General features: G+C 49.6%; 13 protein-coding genes and 1 pseudogene. 11 read left to right on the top strand and 3 right to left on the bottom strand.

From position 1 onward, the window contains the following. The first annotated feature begins 504 nt into the window (after positions 1-504). From purL to CIK96_RS02140, 3 genes are read left to right on the top strand one after another with little or no spacing between them, the layout of a single operon-like run. Complete coding sequence (gene purL / locus CIK96_RS02150; protein ID WP_094439371.1) at positions 505-4,200, top strand: phosphoribosylformylglycinamidine synthase; 3,696 nt, start codon at positions 505-507, stop codon at positions 4,198-4,200. Further along, positions 4,197-4,745, top strand: coding sequence for a chromate transporter (locus tag CIK96_RS02145; RefSeq protein ID WP_094389714.1), 549 nt, complete (start codon positions 4,197-4,199; stop codon positions 4,743-4,745). The genes purL and CIK96_RS02145 overlap by 4 nt, the downstream gene beginning before the upstream one ends. Further along, positions 4,742-5,317 (top strand): chromate transporter, encoded by a 576-nt coding sequence (locus tag CIK96_RS02140; RefSeq protein WP_094439369.1) that lies wholly within the window; start codon positions 4,742-4,744, stop codon positions 5,315-5,317. The genes CIK96_RS02145 and CIK96_RS02140 overlap by 4 nt, the downstream gene beginning before the upstream one ends. Positions 5,318-5,457: 140 nt before the next feature. Here CIK96_RS02140 and CIK96_RS02135 read toward each other — a convergent pair whose 3' ends face one another. Then, positions 5,458-5,841, bottom strand: a complete 384-nt coding sequence (locus CIK96_RS02135) for an FMN-binding protein (RefSeq protein WP_094439367.1) — start codon at positions 5,839-5,841, stop codon at positions 5,458-5,460. 277 nt (positions 5,842-6,118) lie between these two features. Here CIK96_RS02135 and CIK96_RS13440 point away from each other — a divergent pair, with 277 nt between their 5' ends. The 8 genes and pseudogenes from CIK96_RS13440 to CIK96_RS02105 all read left to right on the top strand — a co-directional run bounded on the left by CIK96_RS13440 (position 6,119) and on the right by CIK96_RS02105 (position 18,211). Further along, positions 6,119-6,319: a response regulator gene (locus CIK96_RS13440; RefSeq protein ID WP_254047056.1), complete on the top strand. Its 201-nt coding sequence runs from the start codon at positions 6,119-6,121 to the stop codon at positions 6,317-6,319. A 15-nt stretch (positions 6,320-6,334) separates the two neighbouring features. Continuing rightward, positions 6,335-6,877 (top strand): hypothetical protein, encoded by a 543-nt coding sequence (locus CIK96_RS02130; protein WP_254047055.1) that lies wholly within the window; start codon positions 6,335-6,337, stop codon positions 6,875-6,877. 229 nt (positions 6,878-7,106) lie between these two features. Beyond that, positions 7,107-9,152 carry a glycoside hydrolase family 127 protein gene (locus CIK96_RS02125; protein WP_094439365.1) on the top strand — a complete coding sequence of 682 codons (2,046 nt, stop codon included), beginning with the start codon at positions 7,107-7,109 and terminating at the stop codon, positions 9,150-9,152. A 239-nt stretch (positions 9,153-9,391) separates the two neighbouring features. After that, entirely contained in the window at positions 9,392-10,030 is a 639-nt protein-coding gene (locus CIK96_RS02120; protein ID WP_094439363.1) for a SprT-like domain-containing protein, read from the top strand. Between the two features lie 238 nt (positions 10,031-10,268). After that, positions 10,269-10,628: pseudogene (locus tag CIK96_RS13665) on the top strand (arabinosidase); the annotation flags it as partial. A 507-nt stretch (positions 10,629-11,135) separates the two neighbouring features. Then, the gene (locus CIK96_RS02115) at positions 11,136-14,450 is read left to right on the top strand and encodes a glycosyl hydrolase family 65 protein (protein ID WP_094439389.1); all 3,315 of its coding nucleotides are present in this window, start codon (positions 11,136-11,138) and stop codon (positions 14,448-14,450) included. Then, positions 14,447-16,717, top strand: a complete 2,271-nt coding sequence (locus tag CIK96_RS02110) for an alpha-L-rhamnosidase (RefSeq protein ID WP_094439361.1) — start codon at positions 14,447-14,449, stop codon at positions 16,715-16,717. Before CIK96_RS02115 ends, CIK96_RS02110 begins: the two co-directional genes overlap by 4 nt. A gap of 9 nt (positions 16,718-16,726) precedes the next feature. Further along, the gene (locus CIK96_RS02105) at positions 16,727-18,211 is read left to right on the top strand and encodes a sodium:solute symporter (RefSeq protein WP_094439359.1); all 1,485 of its coding nucleotides are present in this window, start codon (positions 16,727-16,729) and stop codon (positions 18,209-18,211) included. Between the two features lie 218 nt (positions 18,212-18,429). Here the strand turns inward: CIK96_RS02105 and CIK96_RS02100 are convergent, their stop codons facing one another. Next, the gene (locus CIK96_RS02100; RefSeq protein WP_094439357.1) at positions 18,430-19,704 is read right to left on the bottom strand and encodes a DUF4302 domain-containing protein; all 1,275 of its coding nucleotides are present in this window, start codon (positions 19,702-19,704) and stop codon (positions 18,430-18,432) included. 11 nt (positions 19,705-19,715) lie between these two features. Beyond that, positions 19,716-20,759: a putative zinc-binding metallopeptidase gene (locus CIK96_RS02095; RefSeq protein ID WP_094439387.1), complete on the bottom strand. Its 1,044-nt coding sequence runs from the start codon at positions 20,757-20,759 to the stop codon at positions 19,716-19,718. Between the last annotated feature and the right edge of the window lie 20 nt (positions 20,760-20,779).

Below are 20,779 nucleotides of genomic sequence, written 5' to 3'. Positions count from 1 at the left end.
ACGTTGGACAAAAGTATTATCAAACGTTGGACAAAAGTATTATCAAACGTTGGATAAGAGTATTATCAAACGTTGGACAAAAGTATTATCAAACGTTGGATAAAAGTATTATCAGACGTTGGATAAAGAAAGAAAAATATATTGTTCATATAAAAATTGATGGTCGATGGTGGTCGATGGTGGTCGAATACAAAACCATCGACCACCACATAACAATCATTCCAACAACACATTACACACATTGGTGGTCGAGTGGTCGATTTTTAAGACATCGCGTGTGCGTGCGCGAGAGAGAATTCAGAGAATCGCTCCCCTATTCCGTGCGACTCCTCTCGATACCATCCCGACCACATCCCGTCAATTTACAAACAATATCACGTTTACTGAGAACACTAAAAGGAGATAATTCACACCAAGTTTCGGAAACATACGGATAAATTTGGTTATTCGCCCAAAAATTAGTAATTTCGCAACCAAAATTCTAATTATAAAGGAACAAAGTACATGATTCTCTTTTTTAAGACTCCACAGACGAGTGTGATTGCCACTCAGGCAGATCATCAACTCGCAGAAAACGAAGTAAAGGAACTGTGTTGGCTCTATGGCAATGCTGAGCTATTGAGTGACCAAACACTGACAGGCTACTATGTAGGACCGCGTCGTGAAATGGTGACTCCTTGGTCAACGAATGCCGTTGAGATAACTCAGAACATGGGACTCAGCGGCATTCTGCGTATAGAAGAATACTTCCCAGTAGCGGGTGAGGATGCTGAGCACGACCCCATGCTGCAACGTATGTATCACGGACTGGACCAAGACATCTTCACCGTGAACATCCAGCCCGAACCCATCAAGTATGTTGATAACTTGGAGGAATACAACGAACAGGAAGGTCTGGCCCTTTCACCTGAGGAAATCGAGTATCTCCATAAGATTGAGAAAGAGAACGGCCGTCCGCTGACCGATTCAGAGATTTTCGGTTTTGCACAAATCAACTCTGAGCACTGCCGCCATAAGATTTTCGGTGGCACATTTATCATCGACGGCAAGGAGATGGAGTCGAGTCTTTTTGCCATGATCAAAAAGACCACACAGGAGAATCCCAACAAGATTCTGTCGGCCTACAAAGACAATGTGGCTTTTGCACAAGGTCCTGTAGTGGAGCAGTTTGCACCTGCCGACCAATCTACCAGCGACTATTTTCAGGTTAAAGACATCGAGAGCGTCATCTCGCTGAAGGCTGAAACCCACAACTTCCCCACTACCGTAGAGCCTTTCAACGGTGCTGCCACAGGTACTGGCGGTGAGATTCGCGACCGTATGGGTGGCGGTGTTGGTTCATGGCCTATTGCCGGAACTGCCGTATATATGACCGCCTATCCTCGTATCGAGGGTGAAGGCCGCGATTGGGAAACACTCATGCCCGTTCGCAAATGGTTGTATCAGACTCCTGAGCAGATTCTCATCAAGGCTTCAAACGGTGCCAGCGATTTCGGAAACAAGTTTGGACAACCGCTGATTACCGGTTCTGTGCTGACTTTCGAACATCAGGAGGGTCAGGAGAAATATGCCTACGACAAAGTCATCATGCTGGCTGGCGGTGTAGGCTACGGCACCAAGCGCGACTGTCTGAAGAAAGAACCACAGCCAGGCAACAAGGTTGTTGTGGTTGGTGGCGACAACTATCGCATCGGACTGGGTGGCGGTTCGGTATCGTCAGTAGATACTGGTCGTTATAGCAACGGCATCGAGCTGAACGCTATTCAGCGTGCCAACCCGGAAATGCAGAAGCGTGCCTACAACTTGGTGCGCGCACTCTGTGAAGAAGAAACCAATCCAGTAGTGTCAATCCACGACCACGGAAGTGCAGGCCACTTGAACTGTCTGTCGGAACTCGTTGAGGAATGTGGCGGTGAGATAGACATGGCTAAGTTGCCCATTGGCGACAAGACCCTATCGAGCAAGGAAATCATTGCCAACGAAAGTCAGGAACGCATGGGTCTGCTCATCGACGAAAAGCATATCGACCACGTACAGAAGATTGCTGAACGCGAACGTGCCCCAATGTATGTAGTAGGTGAAACCACAGGCGATGCCCACTTCTCATTCAAGCAAGCCGATGGCGTGAAACCTTTCGACCTTGACGTGGCACAAATGTTTGGCCACTCACCCAAAACCATCATGCGCGACAATACCGTAGAGCGCAAATATGAAAACGTAACCTATACGCAAGACAAGATAGACGAATACCTGCAGCGCGTGCTCCAGTTGGAGGCTGTGGCTTGTAAAGACTGGCTGACCAATAAGGTTGACCGTAGCGTGACGGGTAAGATTGCACGTCAGCAGTGTCAAGGCGAAATTCAGTTGCCACTGAGCGACTGTGGTGTTGTAGCCCTCGACTATCGTGGCCGTAAGGGTATTGCCACCGCCATTGGTCATGCACCACAGGCTGGCCTGGCATCTCCAGAGGCTGGCAGCGTATTGTCGGTAGCAGAAGCACTTACCAACATCGTATGGGCACCACTTGCCGACGGCATGGATTCGCTGTCGCTGAGTGCCAACTGGATGTGGCCCTGCCGCTCACAAGAGGGTGAGGATGCACGTCTCTACAGTGCTGTAAAGGCGCTGAGCGACTTCTGCTGCGACCTCCACATCAATGTTCCTACGGGTAAAGACTCGCTGTCGCTGACACAGCAGTATCCCAACGGCGAGAAGATTATCTCTCCAGGAACCGTCATCGTGAGCGCTGGAGGCGAGGTTTCCGACATCCGCAAGGTGGTAAGCCCTGTTCTCGTCAACGACAAGAACGCTTCTCTCTATCATATCGACTTCTCATTCGATGAGCAGCATCTCGGTGGTTCTGCCTTTGCACAGAGCCTCGGCAAGGTAGGCAGCGACGTGCCAACAGTGAAAAACGCCGAATACTTCGCCGATGCTTTCATGGCAGTACAGGGCCTTATAGAAAAAGGATGGGTTATGGCTGGTCACGATATCTCTGCCGGCGGTCTTATCACCACATTGTTGGAAATGTGTTTCGCCAACCAGAAGGGCGGTCTCCACATCAATCTGCACGACCTCTGTGCCGATGGCGACGTGGTAAAGACACTCTTCGCAGAGAACCCCGGTGTGGTTGTGGAAATCAGCGATGCCCACAAACAGGAATTTATCGACTATATGGAAGAACAAGGCGTGGCATTTGCCAAGATTGGCTATGCCGTTCCTGAGAGCCGCACCATCGTTGTTAAAGCTGGCGACAGCGAGCATACCTTCGACATTGACGCATTGCGCGACACTTGGTACAAGACTTCTTACCTGCTCGATCGTCAGCAGAGCCACAACGGCAAGGCTGCCGAGCGCTATGAAAACTATAAGAAGCAACCGTTGGAGATGAAATTCAACGACTCTTTCACCGGCACACTTGCTCAGTATGGACTATCGGCAGATCGCCGCACTCCATCAGGCATAAAGGCTGCCATCATCCGTGAAAAGGGTACTAACGGTGATCGCGAGATGGCCTACTCACTCTATCTGGCAGGTTTCGACGTGAAAGACGTGACCATGACCGACCTTGTAAGTGGTCGCGAGACACTGGAAGACATCAACATGATCGTATTCTGCGGTGGATTCTCAAACTCCGACGTACTTGGTTCTGCTAAGGGTTGGGCTGGTGCATTCCTCTTCAATGCCAAGGCAAAAGAGGCACTCGACAAGTTCTATGCTCGCAAAGACACACTTTCACTCGGTATCTGCAACGGCTGTCAGCTGATGGTAGAACTGGGATTGACCGGTGCTAAGGGAGCTAAGATGCTGCACAACGACTCTCATAAGTTTGAAAGTGAATTCATCTCATTGGCTATCCCTGAGAACAACAGTGTCATGTTTGGATCGCTGAGCGGCAATAAACTCGGCTTGTGGGTTGCCCACGGAGAAGGCAAGTTTGCTCTGACCGAACCAGAGAGCGCCTACAATGTCATTGCTAAGTATAATTACCACGGCTATCCAGCCAACCCCAACGGATCAGCCTTCGATATTGCAGGTATCTGTTCAGAGGACGGACGTCATCTCTGCATGATGCCACACTTGGAGCGCGCCATCTTCCCTTGGCAGTGCGCTTGGTATCCTGAGGCTCGTCGCATGGATGAGGTAACACCGTGGATTGAGGCATTTGTCAATGCCCGCAAGTGGATTGAAAAACAATGAGTAACATATACTGGAGCACATTCAGTACCTTCTTTAAGATTGGCATGTTCACCCTTGGGGGTGGATATGCCATGATTCCAATTATAGAGGAAGAGGTTGTCAACAAGCACCAATGGGTGTCAAAGGAGGACATGCTCGACTTGATTGCTATCGCCCAAAGCTGTCCGGGCGTCTTTGCCATCAATATTTCGATATTCATCGGATATAAGTTGCGCAAGACACGGGGAGCGCTGGTCACGGCATTAGGTACGGCTCTGCCTTCGTTTCTCATCATTCTTGCCATAGCCATCTTCTTCCATCAGTTTGAAGACAATAAGGTTGTGGCTGCTATGTTTCGTGGCATACGTCCTGCCGTTGTGGCTCTGATTGCCGTTCCAACTTTCAATCTTGCTAAGAGTGCCCATCTCAATCGCTACACCCTATGGATTCCCATCGTGTCGGCACTGGCAATATGGCTATTGGGAGTATCGCCTATCTGGATTATCATTCTTGCGGGTGTGGGCGGCTATCTCTATGGTTTGACACAAAAGAATAAGAAAGCATGATATTCCTATACCTCTTCATCACATTCTTCGAAATTGGCCTCTTCGGATTTGGCGGTGGCTACGGCATGCTGTCACTTATCCAACATGAGACGGTGGAACATTGGCATTGGTTGTCGTCATCGGAATTTACCGATATCGTTGCCATCTCACAGATGACACCGGGACCTATCGGCATCAATTCTGCCACCTATTGCGGCTATACTGCTGTAAGCAATGCAGGCTATAGTAGCAGTATGGCAGTCTTTGGATCAGCGGTTGCCACGCTTGCTTTGGTATTGCCGTCGCTCATACTGATGATTCTCATCAGTCGTATGTTCATGCGCTACATGAACACCCATACGGTGCAATCGGTGTTTACGGGACTGCGTCCTGCTGTCGTTGGTCTTTTGGGTGCAGCTACACTCTTGCTAATGACTCCCGAAAACTTCTCAACTCCATCAGAGGATGCATGGCAGTTTTATATCAGCGTCGCCTTGTTTCTTGCCACTTTCTTTGGCACCAAGGTTGTAAAAATCAATCCTATCAAGATGATTGGATGCTGTGCCATTGCTGGCATTATCCTGTTTTATTGACCCTATTCAGACGATCTCCCACATCGTCGAATGAGGTAAATAAGCGATGGAAACAATAAGGTGCGAAACGGCTACAATGTCGTTTCGCACCTTATTGATAATACACATGTGCGAGAGAGCATTTCCCGCACGTGGTTTCGTTACTTGTGTTTCAGATAGTATGCCACGCCCCGACGCACATTTTCTTGTACGGCTTTCGACGATAACGTTGCTCCTGTCACACCATCCACTTGTGGCATTCCTTTCTTGCCCACAGGCTGTCCTGCGTATTTCGGCACCATCTGTTGGTTGACCCGTTGGAAGAATTTGGGTGTTTCCATGTTTCGCAATGGTTTCACCTGTACTATCTTGTTTTTCTTGATAGTAATCTCCAAGGGCGTAGTGCCACGATATCCCGTCACACTGGTAGCCAGCGTGGTGGTATTGATAATATAGGTGCCATTCTTTTCTTTACGCATCACCTCCTGTGCCGAAGCAGACGCCACGAGCAGAGCGATAAGGGTTGCCATATAGAGTCTTTTCATATTCTGTTGTATTGTCGTTGGTTTCTGTCTTGCAAAATTAGTGTAAAGCAGAGAAATCTCCAAATTATCAGATTGTTTTTCTGTCACATTACCTATAAATGGGGAGGACATTCTCCGGTTCTATCTATCAGCAATTTGGTGTTTTATAGGAGTAAGAATGCTGCCGCTTTATAATCTTTTGGATTTATTAAGTGTGCTTTTACAAAAGAATTGAGTAATTTTGCAGTTGCATGGTGAATACTCCATATCCTTTAGAAAAAAAGAGATAGAAAGGCGTATGATAAAGATATTGATGGTAGAAGATGATTTGGCGTTTGGAACGCTGATTCAAACATGGTTGAAGAAGAAGGGATTCGATGTGGTAAGAGCCACTTCGGTTAAGGCCGCTTTGCAATTGTTGAATGAAGACAGCAAGAAAGACTTGATATTGTCTGACCTTCGATTGCCCGATCATGATGGTCTGACGCTACTCAACTAGATTCAGAAACACAACATGCCGATTCCTTTCATTGTCATGACAAGTTATGCTGAAGTACAGAATGCGGTACTTGCTATGAAGTCGGGAGCGACGGACTATATTGCCAAACCATTCCATACCGAAGCACTCCAAGCGGTAATCGGCATCAACGGCAATACATCAGAAAAAACGTCTGGCCAAAAACTTAACACAGTCATTCCCGAACAATTCCGACAACTCACAGCCTTTGCAGATGATGATGAAGAGGCTGCGCTGGAAATCATCAAGAATGTAAAACTTGCACTCAACGAACACTTGCAACGTCTGCAAAACATATTGGACGAGGCAAACAATCCTACTACCAATGCCGCTGATACTCCTGATATCAAATCGTCCATCACACCAATCAAGCAGGTGGTTCATAAAATACTGCCAATTGCCACCATGATGCAGATGAAATCTCTTGATCAGCTAACCGCCCTGACACCCGAAAGCATCGATAAACTGGATGACAAACAAATTCGGGAACACCTGCAAATCATCATGACCGACCTGCACAACATCCTTCAGGACAAATAATGTCAGCATCGCTTTTGAGCGAAGAAGTGTGAAAGGAGAAATATCTCTACAACTTTGTTGCGAAGATACTAACAAAGAAAATTTGAGTTTTTCTTTTGCTTTTTCGCTCGCTTATTCGTATCTTTTGACCTGTCGGTCCAAGGTACTTCCGCTCGGAAAAACTCAAATATATTTGGTTTTTCACTCACTTAATCGTATCTTTGCAAGATGTAATCCTAAACTTTTAACAATGAAACAAATACTACTCTTGACAATGGCTACAATCGCTATAGTCAGCACACAAGCCAAAAACATCACCACACCAAAAGCCAATGGCTACCCCATCACCCAAGTGCCCTTTACTGCGGTGAAGGTTAATGCACAGACTTTTTGGGGTCAACGCATCAAAGCGGCACGCGAAGTAACCATCCCTTTGGCCTTCGAAAAATGCGAAGCAACCCATCGCTACGACAACTTCAAAATGGCTGCCTATACGTTGCAACACCCTGGTCACAACGGTCTGCAAACTCCCCAATGGGACGTCAGCAAGATGAAGTGTTTACCCTTCGACGATACCGATGTCTATAAAACCATCGAAGGAGCAAGCTATATACTCCAAACCTATCCCGACAACCGCCTCAAACAATATATCGACAGCATCCTCGATATTGTAGCTGCCGCACAAGAACCCGACGGTTACCTCTACACCGCACGCACCGTCAATCCTGCGCATCCACACCAATGGTCCGGAGCGAAACGATGGGTCGAGGAAGAAGCGCTCAGTCATGAACTCTACAACTTAGGTCACATGGTCGATGCCGCCTGCGCACACTATCAAGCCACAGGTAGCAATAAGTTTCTCAATATAGCTCGCCGCTATGCTGACTGCGTCATCCGCGAAGTTGGACCACGTCCCGGCCAAGTCTGTGTCACTCCAGGTCATCAGATTGCCGAGATGGCATTGACCCGGCTCTACCTGCTCACCGGCGACAAACGCTATCTCGACGAGGCTAAATTCCTGCTCGACTATCGTGGAAAGACTTCCACCCACACCATCTATTCCCAAAGCCACAAACCTGTCATCGAGCAGACCGAAGCATGGGGACATGCTGTCCGTGCCGGATATATGTATGCAGGAATGGCTGACGTGGCAGCCCTTACGGGCGACACCGCCTATATCAATGCCCTCAACGCCATCTGCAATAATATCGTCAGCCGCAAATACTATATCACCGGAGGTGTTGGCGCACGCCACGAAGGCGAAGCCTTTGGTGCCGACTATGAGTTGCCCAACCTTACTGCCTATAATGAGACATGTGCCGCCATTTCCATGGTTTATCTCTTCCATCGCATGTTCCTCATGCAAGGCGATGCAAAATATATCGACTGCATGGAGCGCACGCTCTATAACGGTGTCATCAGCGGCATGTCGGTTGACGGCGGTCGCTTCTTCTATCCCAATCCCCTGTCGAGCGATGGCAACACCGAGCGCCAACCATGGTTTGGATGTGCCTGCTGTCCGAGCAATATATGCCGTTTCATCCCGTCATTCCCAGGTTATGTCTATGCTGTCAAAGACCGCACACTCTATGTCAATCTCTTCACCGGCAATACGGCGCATGTAGAAATAGAAGGTAAAACCGTCGTATTGGAACAACAGACCGACTATCCATGGAATGGCGACATCAACCTTCGCATTCAGAAGAATCAAGCCAAAGCATTTGCCATGGCTATCCGTATTCCAGGCTGGGCTGTCAACACACCAGTACCCAGTGACCTCTACCGTTATACCGATTGTCAGACACGCAACTATCAGATTACCGTCAACGGAAAGCCTGTCGATGGGGTGAAGACCGACAAAGGATATCTCATCATTAACCGCGTTTGGAAGAAAGGCGATGTTGTTTTGCTCCATCTCGATATGCCGGTACGTACCGTAGTTGCCAATCCACAGGTGACCGACGACCGTGGCCGAGTGGCTGTAGAACGCGGTCCTCTGGTCTATTGTGCCGAAGCTGCCGACAACACCTCCCACAGCATCTTCCGTTTCCTCATGCCCACCAATCCACAGTTCAACGTGGTTGACCGCACCATCAACGGTCAACATCAGGTTTCGTTTGGTGTGAAAGCCATCGAAGTAGATGGTCAGACCGTTGATACCGATGCCGACGGCAGGGTGAAAGTCTCCGACACGCGCCTCACACTCATACCCTATTACGCATGGAACCACCGTGGTGCAGACGACATGGAAGTATGGTTGCCACAGAGTATCGAGGCATTGGGCAACTATCGCTAATATTCAAGTTTCGCAACTGAGGGAATTGATTGAAGTTAAAGAAGTTAAAGAAGTTATCACTCCCTACGGTCGTTCGGGAAGTTAAGAGACAATAGTTTTTGCCGTAAGACGTAGGACATTTGTCCCTTAACTTCTCTCTAACTTCCCTCTAACTTCTCTCTAACTTCCCTCTAACTTCCCTCTAACTTCCCTCTAACTTCTCTCTAACTTCCCTACATGTATAACAAACACAGGGTAGCATGACTGCACAAACGCTTCGCGAGTGGTTTACCACTTTCAACGCCCAGTATTTCGGCAATACTCTGCCGGAGCCCCACTTTGTGGTCAATCATGCCAAGCGCACCTTGGGACAGTTCAGCTGCCACAAGGTGCGGTGTGGTCTGTTGCCTGGCCGGTGGAAAACCACAGGCTATACCATCAAGGTGAGCGAGTTCTACCATACGAGCGACCACGACAGACAATCTGTTCTGCTCCACGAGATGATCCACTTCTATATTGCCTACACCCAGACTCGCGATACTTCTGCCCACGGGAAGGTATTCCGCCAATGGATGCAACGGCTCAATGCCGATGGATGGAACATCACCGTCACCTCTCGCAATGCCATGCTTGCCATTGTTCCCACTACCGACAAGCAACAATATCTCTTGCTTGCCATCCGGCTGTCGAACGGCAAATGTTACCTCTCGGTGGTCAATCCTGCCTATCGCCACCACCTTGAGCAGATGATCCACAACCATTGTCAAGCCGACGAGTTCCATTGGTTGCGTACCAACGACAGCCGCTATGCCGGGTGGTCTGCTGTCAGGACGCTACGAGGCAAGCACATCACCCAGGATGAATGGGAACGACTCATGAGCGAAACTGTGATTCTCTGACCTTTGGCATTACAAAATGCCACTTGATGCGTCTATATTATAAAGTATTCAAGTTCGCAACTGGGGGAATTGATTGAAGTAAAATGGAAGTTATCACTTCCTACGGTCGTTCGGGAAGTTAAGAGACAATAGCCTTTTGCCGTAAGACGTAGGACATTTGTCCCTTAACTTCTCTCTAACTTCCCTAACTTCCCTTAACTTCCCCACATGCGATAGTTCAGTAAAGTATAAACAAATCATGAAACGGACACTACTCGCTCTAATCTCCTTGTGCTGCCTCTCTACCATGGCAGTAGAGGCACAACACGACCTCTATGTATCCACCTCTTTCCACGAACCAGCCACCGACGGACTGCGCTTCATCTACAGTCGCGATGGATGGCATTGGGATTCTATCCCTGGCATCTGGCTTAAACCTGAGGTAGGTAAACAACGTGTCATGCGCGATCCATCAATCATCCGCACTCCTGATGGCATGTTCCATCTCGTATGGACATCAAGTTGGAAGGGTGACAGAGGCTTCGGCTATGCTTGTTCGAAAGACTTAAAGCACTGGAGCAAGCAACGTTTCATCGAGGTCATGACCGACACCACCACCGTCAACGTATGGGCTCCCGAACTCTTCTGGGACGACGACCGCCAACAGGCTGTTATCGTATGGGCATCGTGTGTGCCGGGCAAATTTCCACGAGGAATAGAGGATGAGAACAACAACCATCGTCTTTACTATACCACCACCAAGGATTTCCGCACCTTCACCCCTGCTCGCTTGATGATAGACCCTGGCTTCAGTTGTATTGATGCCACCCTCGTCAAACGGGGCAAGCGCGATTATGTGATGGTGCTCAAAGACAATACACGTCCTGAACGCGATATCAAGGTGGCCTATGCCAAGTCACCTTACGGTCCATGGTCGAAGGCATCCGAACCTTTCACCGGCAAACTGATGGAAGGTCCTACTACCGCTAAGGTCGATGGTGGATGGCTGATCTACTATGATCGCTATCGGTTGAAGGATTTCGGTGCACATTTCACCACCGATTTCAAAACCTTTGAAGATGTTTCCAACAAGGTCAGCGTGCCTGTTCTCCATAAGCACGGCACCATTTTCCGTGCTTCCGAAGCCATTGTGCGCAACTTGCTCAACGCTTCAGATGCCATCCACTACACCGGCAGCACCCTGAGCACCCCCTACCGCCACGATGGCGGTTTGTCGCCCGTGGTTGGTGTACACAACATCCAAGTGATGCAAGCCAACCGCGAATATCCTGCTAAAGCCAACAACGATGGTTGGACCTACAACCACCAACCCATGCTGGCATATTGGAACAATCGGTTCCATCTCAACTTCCTTTGCGATCCGAGCGACGAACACATACCACCTTCACGCACCATGTATCAGACGTCTGCCGATGGTTATACATGGAGCGAACCTGAGATTCTCTTTCCTGAAATACAGGTTCCCGAAGGATTCCAGAAACCAGGACGCTCTGAACGTGCCCACAATCTGGTAGCCATCATGCATCAACGTGTAGGTTGGTATGTCAGCAAAGACCGTCGCCTCTATGCCTTAGGCAACTACGGTGTGGCTTTCGACCGCAAAGACGATCCTAACGATGGCAACGGCATCGGCCGTGTCATTCGCGAAGTCAAAGCCGATGGTTCGTTGGGACCCATCTGTTTCATCTATCTCAACCATGGTTGCAAACCATTGGCAAACAAGAAAGGTGCCCTGCCGTTTCCTTATTACACCCAAGCCGACAAAAACTTACGTAAGGTGTGCCGAGAGATTCTCGACAATCCACGATACCGCATGCAATGGGTGGAAGAGGCTGACCGCAACGATCCGCTCATCCCACTCAACAAAGGTTACAAGGCATACTGCGACTACACTTTGCCCGACGGACGCTTAGCGGCTTTATGGAAACATGCGCTGACCAGTATCAGCGACGATGGCGGTCTGACGTGGTCACAGCCCGTGGCACGTGCTCGCGGTTTTGTCAACAGCAATGCTAAGATATGGGGACAACGCCTTTCCGACGGGTCCTATGCCACCATCTACAACCCATCGGAATACCGTTGGCCGTTGGGCATTTCCCTCTCCAACGACGGACTGGAATATACTACGCTCAATCTCGTGGTGGGCGAAGTGCCGCCCATGCGCTACGGTGGCAACTATAAGAGCTATGGTCCACAGTATGTCAGAGGAATTCTCGAAGGCAACGGAGTGCCCCAAGATGGTGACCTCTGGCTGACCTACTCTATGAATAAGGAGGATATCTGGGTGAGCCACATCCCCGTGCCTGTACAGACCAAAGCATCAGCGCATGCCCACGATGGGGAATTCAACGTGGGACAACTCGCCCAACTCCGCCAGTGGAACATCTATTCGCCTAAGCGTGCCGAGGTTTCATTGGTCAACGGATGGCTCACCATGGCAGACAGCAATCCCTTCGACTATGCCTGCATAGAACGTAAGATTCCTGCATCGAAGAGTCTGCGTGTGGCTTTCGACATCGAAGCACTGCAAAACGACCATGGTCTCCTACAGATAGAATTTCTCGACGAACAGGGTACCGCCTGCTCGCGTATCGAACTGACACCACAAGGAGAGATGCGTTGTAAAGGTGGTGCACGCTACGGCAATTTGGGAAAATACGAAACTGGCAAGACCTATCATATCGAAGCCGTACTCTCTACCGACAACCGGATGATACAGGTTTATGTCAACGGCAAGAAGGCAGGACAGCGCATGTTCTTTTCACCCGTAGCACATATCGAGCGTATTCTCTTCCGCACCGGTGCACGCCGCACCTTCCCTGATATCGACACCGATGCCGACTGGTATGGCACACTCGACCATGCAGGCGACGATGAACCGCTTGCCACCTACCGCATCAGCCATTTCCAGACTTCATCCGACGATGCTGATGCCCATGCCGTGGCATTACGCTATGCCGACTACAAGCACTATGTGGATGATTTCAACAGCATGGAGGATGAAAATATCATTCAGGCAATACCCAACAGCAAGGCATGGCAGTGGATGACCGATAACGTACCGCTGTTCGACTGCCCGCAGAAACAATTCGAAGAGATGTGGTATTACCGTTGGTGGACACTCCGCAAGCACATCCGACTCACTCCCGTGGGCTATGCCATGACCGAGTTTCTTGTACCTCGATCCTATGCCGATCAGTACAATCTGATTGCCTCTGCCGTAGGTCATCATATCATGGAGAGTCGTTGGTTGCGCCAAACCGACTACCTCGACCAAATCATGAACACCTGGTACAAAGGCAACAATGGCGAACCGATGAAGAAGATTGCCAACTATTCCTCGTGGATGCCACATGCCCTATGGCAACGCTATGCCGTAGATGGACGCAAAGACTGGATATGCAACATGTTGCCTTCACTCGAATGGGAATACAACCATTGGGAATCTACCCATACCCGAAAGGTCCAAGGACAGCAACTCTACTGGCAGGCTGACGTGCAGGATGCCATGGAAGAGACCATCAGCGGCGGACGTAGGAAGAAATATCTGCGTCCCAGCATCAATGCCTATATGTTTGGCAATGCCCAAGCTATCGGCAATATTGCAGCACTCAGCGGTGACCCAGCCAAAGCCGAGCGCTATTATGCCAAAGCCGATTCACTACAAAAGGCTGCACACACCCTGCTGTGGAACACCGACCAACAGTTTTTTGAAACCCACCGTGTCGATTCTTCGGCATGTGTTCGGGAGGCTATCGGCTTCCTGCCTTGGTACACACACATGGCGAAAGATGACAATCGCTATGGTGTGGCATGGCTGCAGGCTGCTGACACCAAGGGATTCTCTGCTCCCTACGGACTGACTACTGCCGAGCGCCGCCATCCTTTGTTCCGTACTCACGGTGTGGGCAAATGTGAATGGGACGGTGCCGTATGGCCCTTTGCCACCAGTCAGACGCTTACTGCCATGGCAAACTATATCAACGACTATACCGACCCTGTAGTGGGCGACTCGCTCTACTTCCGTGAAATGGAGAAATATGTAGAAAGTCAACACATGCGCGGACGCCCTTACATCGGCGAATATCTCGACGAGACTACGGGTTACTGGCTTAAAGGCGATCAAGAGCGCAGCCGCTATTACAACCATTCCACCTTCTGCGACTTGGTCATCACGGGAATCTGCGGTCTGCGTCCACGCACCGACGGAACATTAGAGGTGCGCCCCTTGTTGCCTGAAGGAAAATGGAACTACTTCTGTCTCGACAACGTAGCCTATCACGGTCGCTGGATCACCATCGTTTGGGACCATGACGGATCTCGCTACCACTTAGGCAAAGGACTGCGCGTCTATATCGACGGACAGTTGGCAGGACAACGTGACACCATCGGCAAACTCACCATCAACAACGCATTATGACTAAGCGCGGCATACTCTTCCTACTGTTCGCCATCACCCTTCGAGTGGCTGCCCAGTCGCCAACTTGCTTCGGCGAGGCACAATGGATTGGTGCCATCACCCGACAGCAGGCAAACATTCCAGAAGGCAGACACTACACGGGAGGCATATTGAAACAAACTCGCGCACTATGGAACGCTGCCGACACGTTGTCGCGCCGTAGCATCTATATCGCACGCAACTTCCAGCTCAAGAAACGGGTTGCCCATGCCACCGTGCAGATTGCCGGACTGGGATGCTACAAGTTGTCCATAAACCGCCGCACAGTAGGCGATGCTGAGTTTTCACCAGCATGGAGCGACTACGACAAGACGGTGTTCTACAATACCTATGAAGTGGATACCTGTCTGCAACGTGGCATGAATACCGTTCAGGTGCTATTGGGCAACGGATTCTACAACGAGCAGGGCGGACGCTATCACAAACTAAAGGTTTCGTTTGGACCACCCACACTACTGCTGGCACTACACATCACCTATCACGATGGCAGTAAAGAGACGATTGTCAGCGATGCCGCATGGCAGTGGAGTCTATCGCCCATCACCTTCAACAGTCTGTATGGTGGCGAAGACTACGATGCACGCATCTCCTCCACCACATGGCATCCTGTTGTGGTGCAACAGGCACCCAAAGGAATCCTGCGTCCTCAGTTGGCATATCCTGTCAAAGTGATGGAACACTATGAAGTGGCGCAAACTTTGCGTCGCGACTCTATATTGGTGTTCGATATGGGACAGAACCTTGCGGGATTTCCTGAGATTACCGTCAAGGGAAAGCGTGGTCAACACATCAAGATTACACCGGCAGAAACACTCACCGACGACCTGCGCTGCAATCAGAAGCAAACCGGTCGCCCACATTATTATACTTACACGCTTAGTGGAAAGGGCACAGAGACATGGCATCCTGTCTTCTCCTATTATGGATTCCGATACCTCCAAGTGGAGGGCGACATCGAGACTTTACGCCATATCCGATCTTGCTTTGTCTATAATGCAGCACCACGCACCAGCAGTTTTGAGTGTAGCAACCCACGCATCAATGCCACCCACCGCATCATCGACCGTGCCATACGCAGCAACTGGCAGGCAGTATGGACCGATTGCCCGCACCGTGAGAAACTGGGATGGCTCGAACAAGACTGGCTCAACGGCGAGGCATTGCTCTACAACTACGACTGCAGAACGATGATACAACAGACCATGCAGAACATGGCAGATGCCCAACACCCCAATGGGGCTATGCCTGAGACAGCTCCAGAATATACCGTGTTTACCGGCGACTGGGCAAAACCCTTCCTCGAATCGCCAGAATGGGGCGGGGCACTTATCGCGCTGCCGTTTCTCTATCAGCAATACTATGGTGACGATAGTCTCATCCGACAGTACTACAAGCCGATGAAGCGCTATGTCGATTATCTGGCGTCGCAAGACTCGTGTTACATACTGCGCATGGGACTTGGCGATTGGTATGACTATGGTCCCTGGCGTGCTGGTTTTGCGCGCAACACTCCCATGCCTTTGGTATCTACCGCACATTATTACTGGTGGAACCATCTGATGGGAGAAGCACGTGCCGATAGCATTCGAGAGGCTTTCAACCGCGAATTCTACAATCCGCAAACCCATCGTTATGCCTCTGGCAGCCAGTGTGCCCAAGCCATCGCACTCTGTATGAATCTCGTTCCCGATGGCGACCGTCAGGCGGTGTTAGATCAACTCGTGGCTGATATCCATCAGCATGGCGACCGATTGACCACGGGCGATATAGGCAACCGCTATCTCTTCAAAGCACTCATCGACGGTGGACAACGGGAGTTGCTCTACCGCATGCTCAACCACGACGAGGTACCAGGCTATGGCTATCAGATCAAGCAAGGCATGACAACACTCACCGAACAGTGGAATCCGAAGCATGGTGCATCGATGAACCACTTCATGATGGCTCATATTGAAAATTTCCTCATACCCGACCTGCTGGGCATACAGCGACGGGGCAACGACCTGCTGATAGCGCCTCACCCCGTGGGCGACATCCACTGGTGTAAAGGTTCTACGGCATCGGCACACGGCACCGTAAGCGTAGATTGGCGAATTGAGGGACACACTTTCTATATCGACATCATGATTCCGCAGGGTGACCATGCCACGCTGCAACTGCCCTACGGAGGTAGCGAACAGTTGGAAGGCGGCAGTCACCATCGTTCACAACAGATTCTACAACACTAACTATACCCTATGCATATTATCGACTTTATCGTATTTCTGCTATTCACCATCGGCATCGTGGTCTTCGGCTGTACCTTTTTCCGTCGAGGAAGTTCTGCCGATGAATTTACTTCTGCAGGCAAATCGCTGCCCGGATGGGTAGTGGGCATGTCTATCTTTGCTACCTATGTATCGAGCATCAGCTATATCGGCTATCCCGGTAAAGCCTATGCCAGCAACTGGAACGCTTTCGTTTTCTCGTTGTCCATACCGATAGCCAGTTGGATTGCAGCTCGCTATTTCGTACCTTTCTACCGCAAGAGCGGTTCGGTATCTGCCTACAGTTTCCTTGAAGAGAAGTTTGGTCCATGGGCTCGCCTCTATGCTTCGGCATGCTATCTGTTCACGCAAATAGCCCGTATGGGCAGCATCCTCTATCTGTTGGCAGTACCCATGTATATTCTGATGGGGTGGAATCTCCATGTGGTCATCATCGCCACCACCGTTGCCATCGTCATCTATTCGATGCTGGGCGGTTTGCGTGCGGTGATATGGGCAGATGCCATACAGGGCTTCATTCTCATCGGTGGTGCACTATTGTGTTTGCTGATACTGATATTCTCGTTGCCTGAGGGTCCTATGCAGATTATCGACATTGCCACCCACTCTCCCGAAGGCAACAAACTGTCGTTGGGATCGTTCGGTGCGAGTCTCACCGAGAGCACCTTCTGGGTATGTCTCATCTATGGCATCTTCACCAATCTGCAGAATTATGGCATCGATCAAAACTACGTGCAGCGTTATCATGCTGCCAAGAGCGACAGCGATGCACGCTTCTCTGCCCTATTCGGTGGCTATCTCTTCATACCGGTCTCTGCACTATTTTTCATGATCGGCACATCGCTCTATGCTTTCTACGAGTCGGGCACAGGTTATCTGCCCGACGATATTGCTGCCAAACCCGACTATGTATTCCCTTATTTCATAGTGGATAGTTTGCCCTTGGGACTGCGCGGGCTGCTCATTGCCAGTATCTTTGCTGCGGGCATGAGTACCGTATCGACCAGTGTCACGTCGGCAGCCACCATCATTCTGACCGACTATTTCCGTCCCTTATTGCCCCATTGGCGCCGTCGCAAGGGCAACACCAGCACTGCGTCGGGTCCCGAACTCGTTGTATTGCGCATCGCTTCAGTTGTCGTGGGCGTCTTGGGTGTCCTGGTAGCGCTTGCCATGTTGCAGGTAGAGAGTATCATCGATGCTTGGTGGACGTTGAGTAGCATTTTCTCTGGTGGCATGTTAGGATTGTTTTTCTTGGCTTGCACGCGACACATCGGTCGTCGTGCCGCCTTCATCGGTTGTCTTTCGGGCATCCTCGTCATCGGTTGGATATCGTTGGCTGGACCACTCAATCTGCCTGGACCACATCTCCATCCCTATCTCTCTATCGTGCTCGGCACGTGTGTCATCTTTATTGTTGGTTTCGTCATCACCCTGTTGTGCAGCAAATCGTGAAGTACCACACTTCGCTCATATCATGATTTATCGGCAAATCGTTTCTGCCATCATGTTGAGTTCCAGACATTCTTCGCGTGTCATCTTTCAGCGTTTGAGTATCATGTTTGATAGTGCGAGACAATGGTAATGATAATCTGGCATATAGGCAAGAAAAAAGGGTGACCCCATATAGGAGTCACACCTTTATTCATTTATAGACTTAAAGAGAATTTCTCTTATTCGCCTGCATCGTAGAAATCCAGACCGGGGAATACATCCATCCATTCACCTGGAGCATTAGCATCGGTGCGAGTCAAGCGGATGTATGATGGGTTCTTAGGATTGTCGGTACTCAATTCGAATGTTCCACGGAGGATACCATTGGTGATGTAATTATAACCTTTTTTATAATAGTACTGACCATTTCCATCGTAACCCTTCATAGCCAATGAGAGGTGAGTGCCATCAATCGGAGTTACTGTTGGAAGAAGCGTTCCTATATAGTTACCACTGCGGAAGAATACACCCCATCCAAGATTAGCGGCATTAGGATTCACACCGAATGCGATAAATATAACGTCCTCACCTTCTGCAGCACTGGCTTCCTCAGCTTTTGCAAAGTAAGCAGCGGCTTTTTTGCTCATCTTGCCCTTCTTGAACGACCAGAATGTGTTAGGATCAGTGAGCTGCTCTACGAGAGTAGGCAATACATAGTTCACGGTCCAACCCTTGCCGTCAGTCTTCCAAGTTTCATCAGCACCTGGAGTCAGCATGGTGATAGAGTCAGTACCAATCACAATTGGTTTCTTGAATTTCAAGCCCTGATCGGTAACGATGTATGGGATAAGCACATCTTTATCGGTTTCAGCATCGTGATAGGTGAAGGTACGATTGCTTCTTGCGATGGTCAGCGGAGCCTCGCCGCCAAAATCGATGGCATAGGTCTTGTAGCTCAACAGCTTTTCCATGTCTTCTACAGCCTTGAAGTAGTTGTCCCAGTTAAGGTCTTCTGCCACACGGGTCATCACAATCTTCTGACCGTGCTTCTTGCCCTGAAGTTCGAAGCGGTCTGCCTCTGCCTTGATGACACGGAACTCAAAGTCGCCTTCAAATCCCTTACCCTTGTCACCTACCTGCAATATGTTGGCAGGATCAGAGAAGATGTGGAAGATTTCATTATACTCGTCGAATGAGAGCAGTACACCCTGACTCTGCTCAAGTTTGAAGTGAGAGGTAGCACGAGTGCCCTCTTCAAAGAACTCGTTGGCAGCTGTTACGGTGTTGTCAGCATTGAACTTGACGAACATATTGTAACCACCATACTTGCTGGCGCCATAATACTCCATCAGCCAACCATTAGGTGCATCAACCAGCAGTTTCATGTCGGCATTGATAGCCTCCTGGATTCTGTCGGCAGACGACTTATCGAATACGTCATCCACTTCGTTGGAACATGCCACGAACGACAGACCAGCGAGAAGGACGAACAGAATGTTATAGATCTTTTTCATAGTCGGATTGCTTAATTAAGAGTTGTTAAATCCATATTCATAACCTCTGCCGAACGGCGGAGCACGATAGCGCGGAGCTTCTCAAGGTCGATACCCCAAGAGTCTTGCAGATAGCTGCGCACGATTTCAAGTTTGGCATTGATGATATCAGCACCTTGCGTTGAAGTGATCTTGGCATCTGTAATTTTTCTGAAACCAGCGCCTACCAAATCAGCATTAGTAGGTTCGCCCCAGAACGCAACTTGGATAGTCTCACCCTTGGCATTGAGACCTGTTACAGTATATTCAATACCTTTGTCGAGACGTGCTTTCCAAGATTCATCGCTTGAAGTGACGTAGTTGGCATAAACCTCAGCAAAGTCCTCATTGTATTCACCACTGGCATAACCGGTAACGAATCCTTCTTTAACAGCATCTTCGTCCTCCACGTTGATCCAGTCGGTAGAGTGATACTTACCGGCAGAGATGGTCTGGAAGTCGGTGCTGTAGTACTTCTTCTGTGTCAAGATGTGACAGAACTCATGGTGCATGGTGTGGAAGTACCAGTAGTTGAGGTCCAGAGGCAGTTTGGCATGCGCACGGAACGGCTCGTCCTGATTCACATAGATGTTGTTGAGGTCAAGCTCATTGAGACGGAAGAGAGTTACCTGAACACCACCTTCAGCAGTACCGAGCACGATTTCACCCTTACCGTTGTATTCTGGTGAACCGATAAACTGGAACACACGGAAAGCATTAGCCTTCAAGAAGTCTGCACCGCAAGCCTCTACATAAGCGTCGAGCCATACGTGTTTGATCATCTTGGCCATAGCCTTCGAGTTGGTGATGGTGGCAGGCACTACGTTGTAGTAGTTGTCTGTCAGCTTGTCGTTATACAGATAGTAGAGTTTGATATTGTATGGCTCCACGAAGTTGGTGTTGAGCCACTTGTCGAACTCGGTCTCGTTCTTCGTTTCGGTCTTGAAGATCGATTCGCTATTGGGATCGTCGTTGTCACACGACACGAATGCAACACTCATGAGCAGTGCAACGAGCGACATTGTAATATGTTTCATCATATCTTTATTCCTTTCGT

The sequence above is a fragment of the Prevotella sp. P4-98 genome (assembly GCF_002251405.1).
Classification (GTDB): Bacteria; Bacteroidota; Bacteroidia; order Bacteroidales; family Bacteroidaceae; genus Prevotella.
Note: the sequence above shows the minus strand (reverse complement) of the source record. Positions and strands in the feature narration are given on the sequence as shown.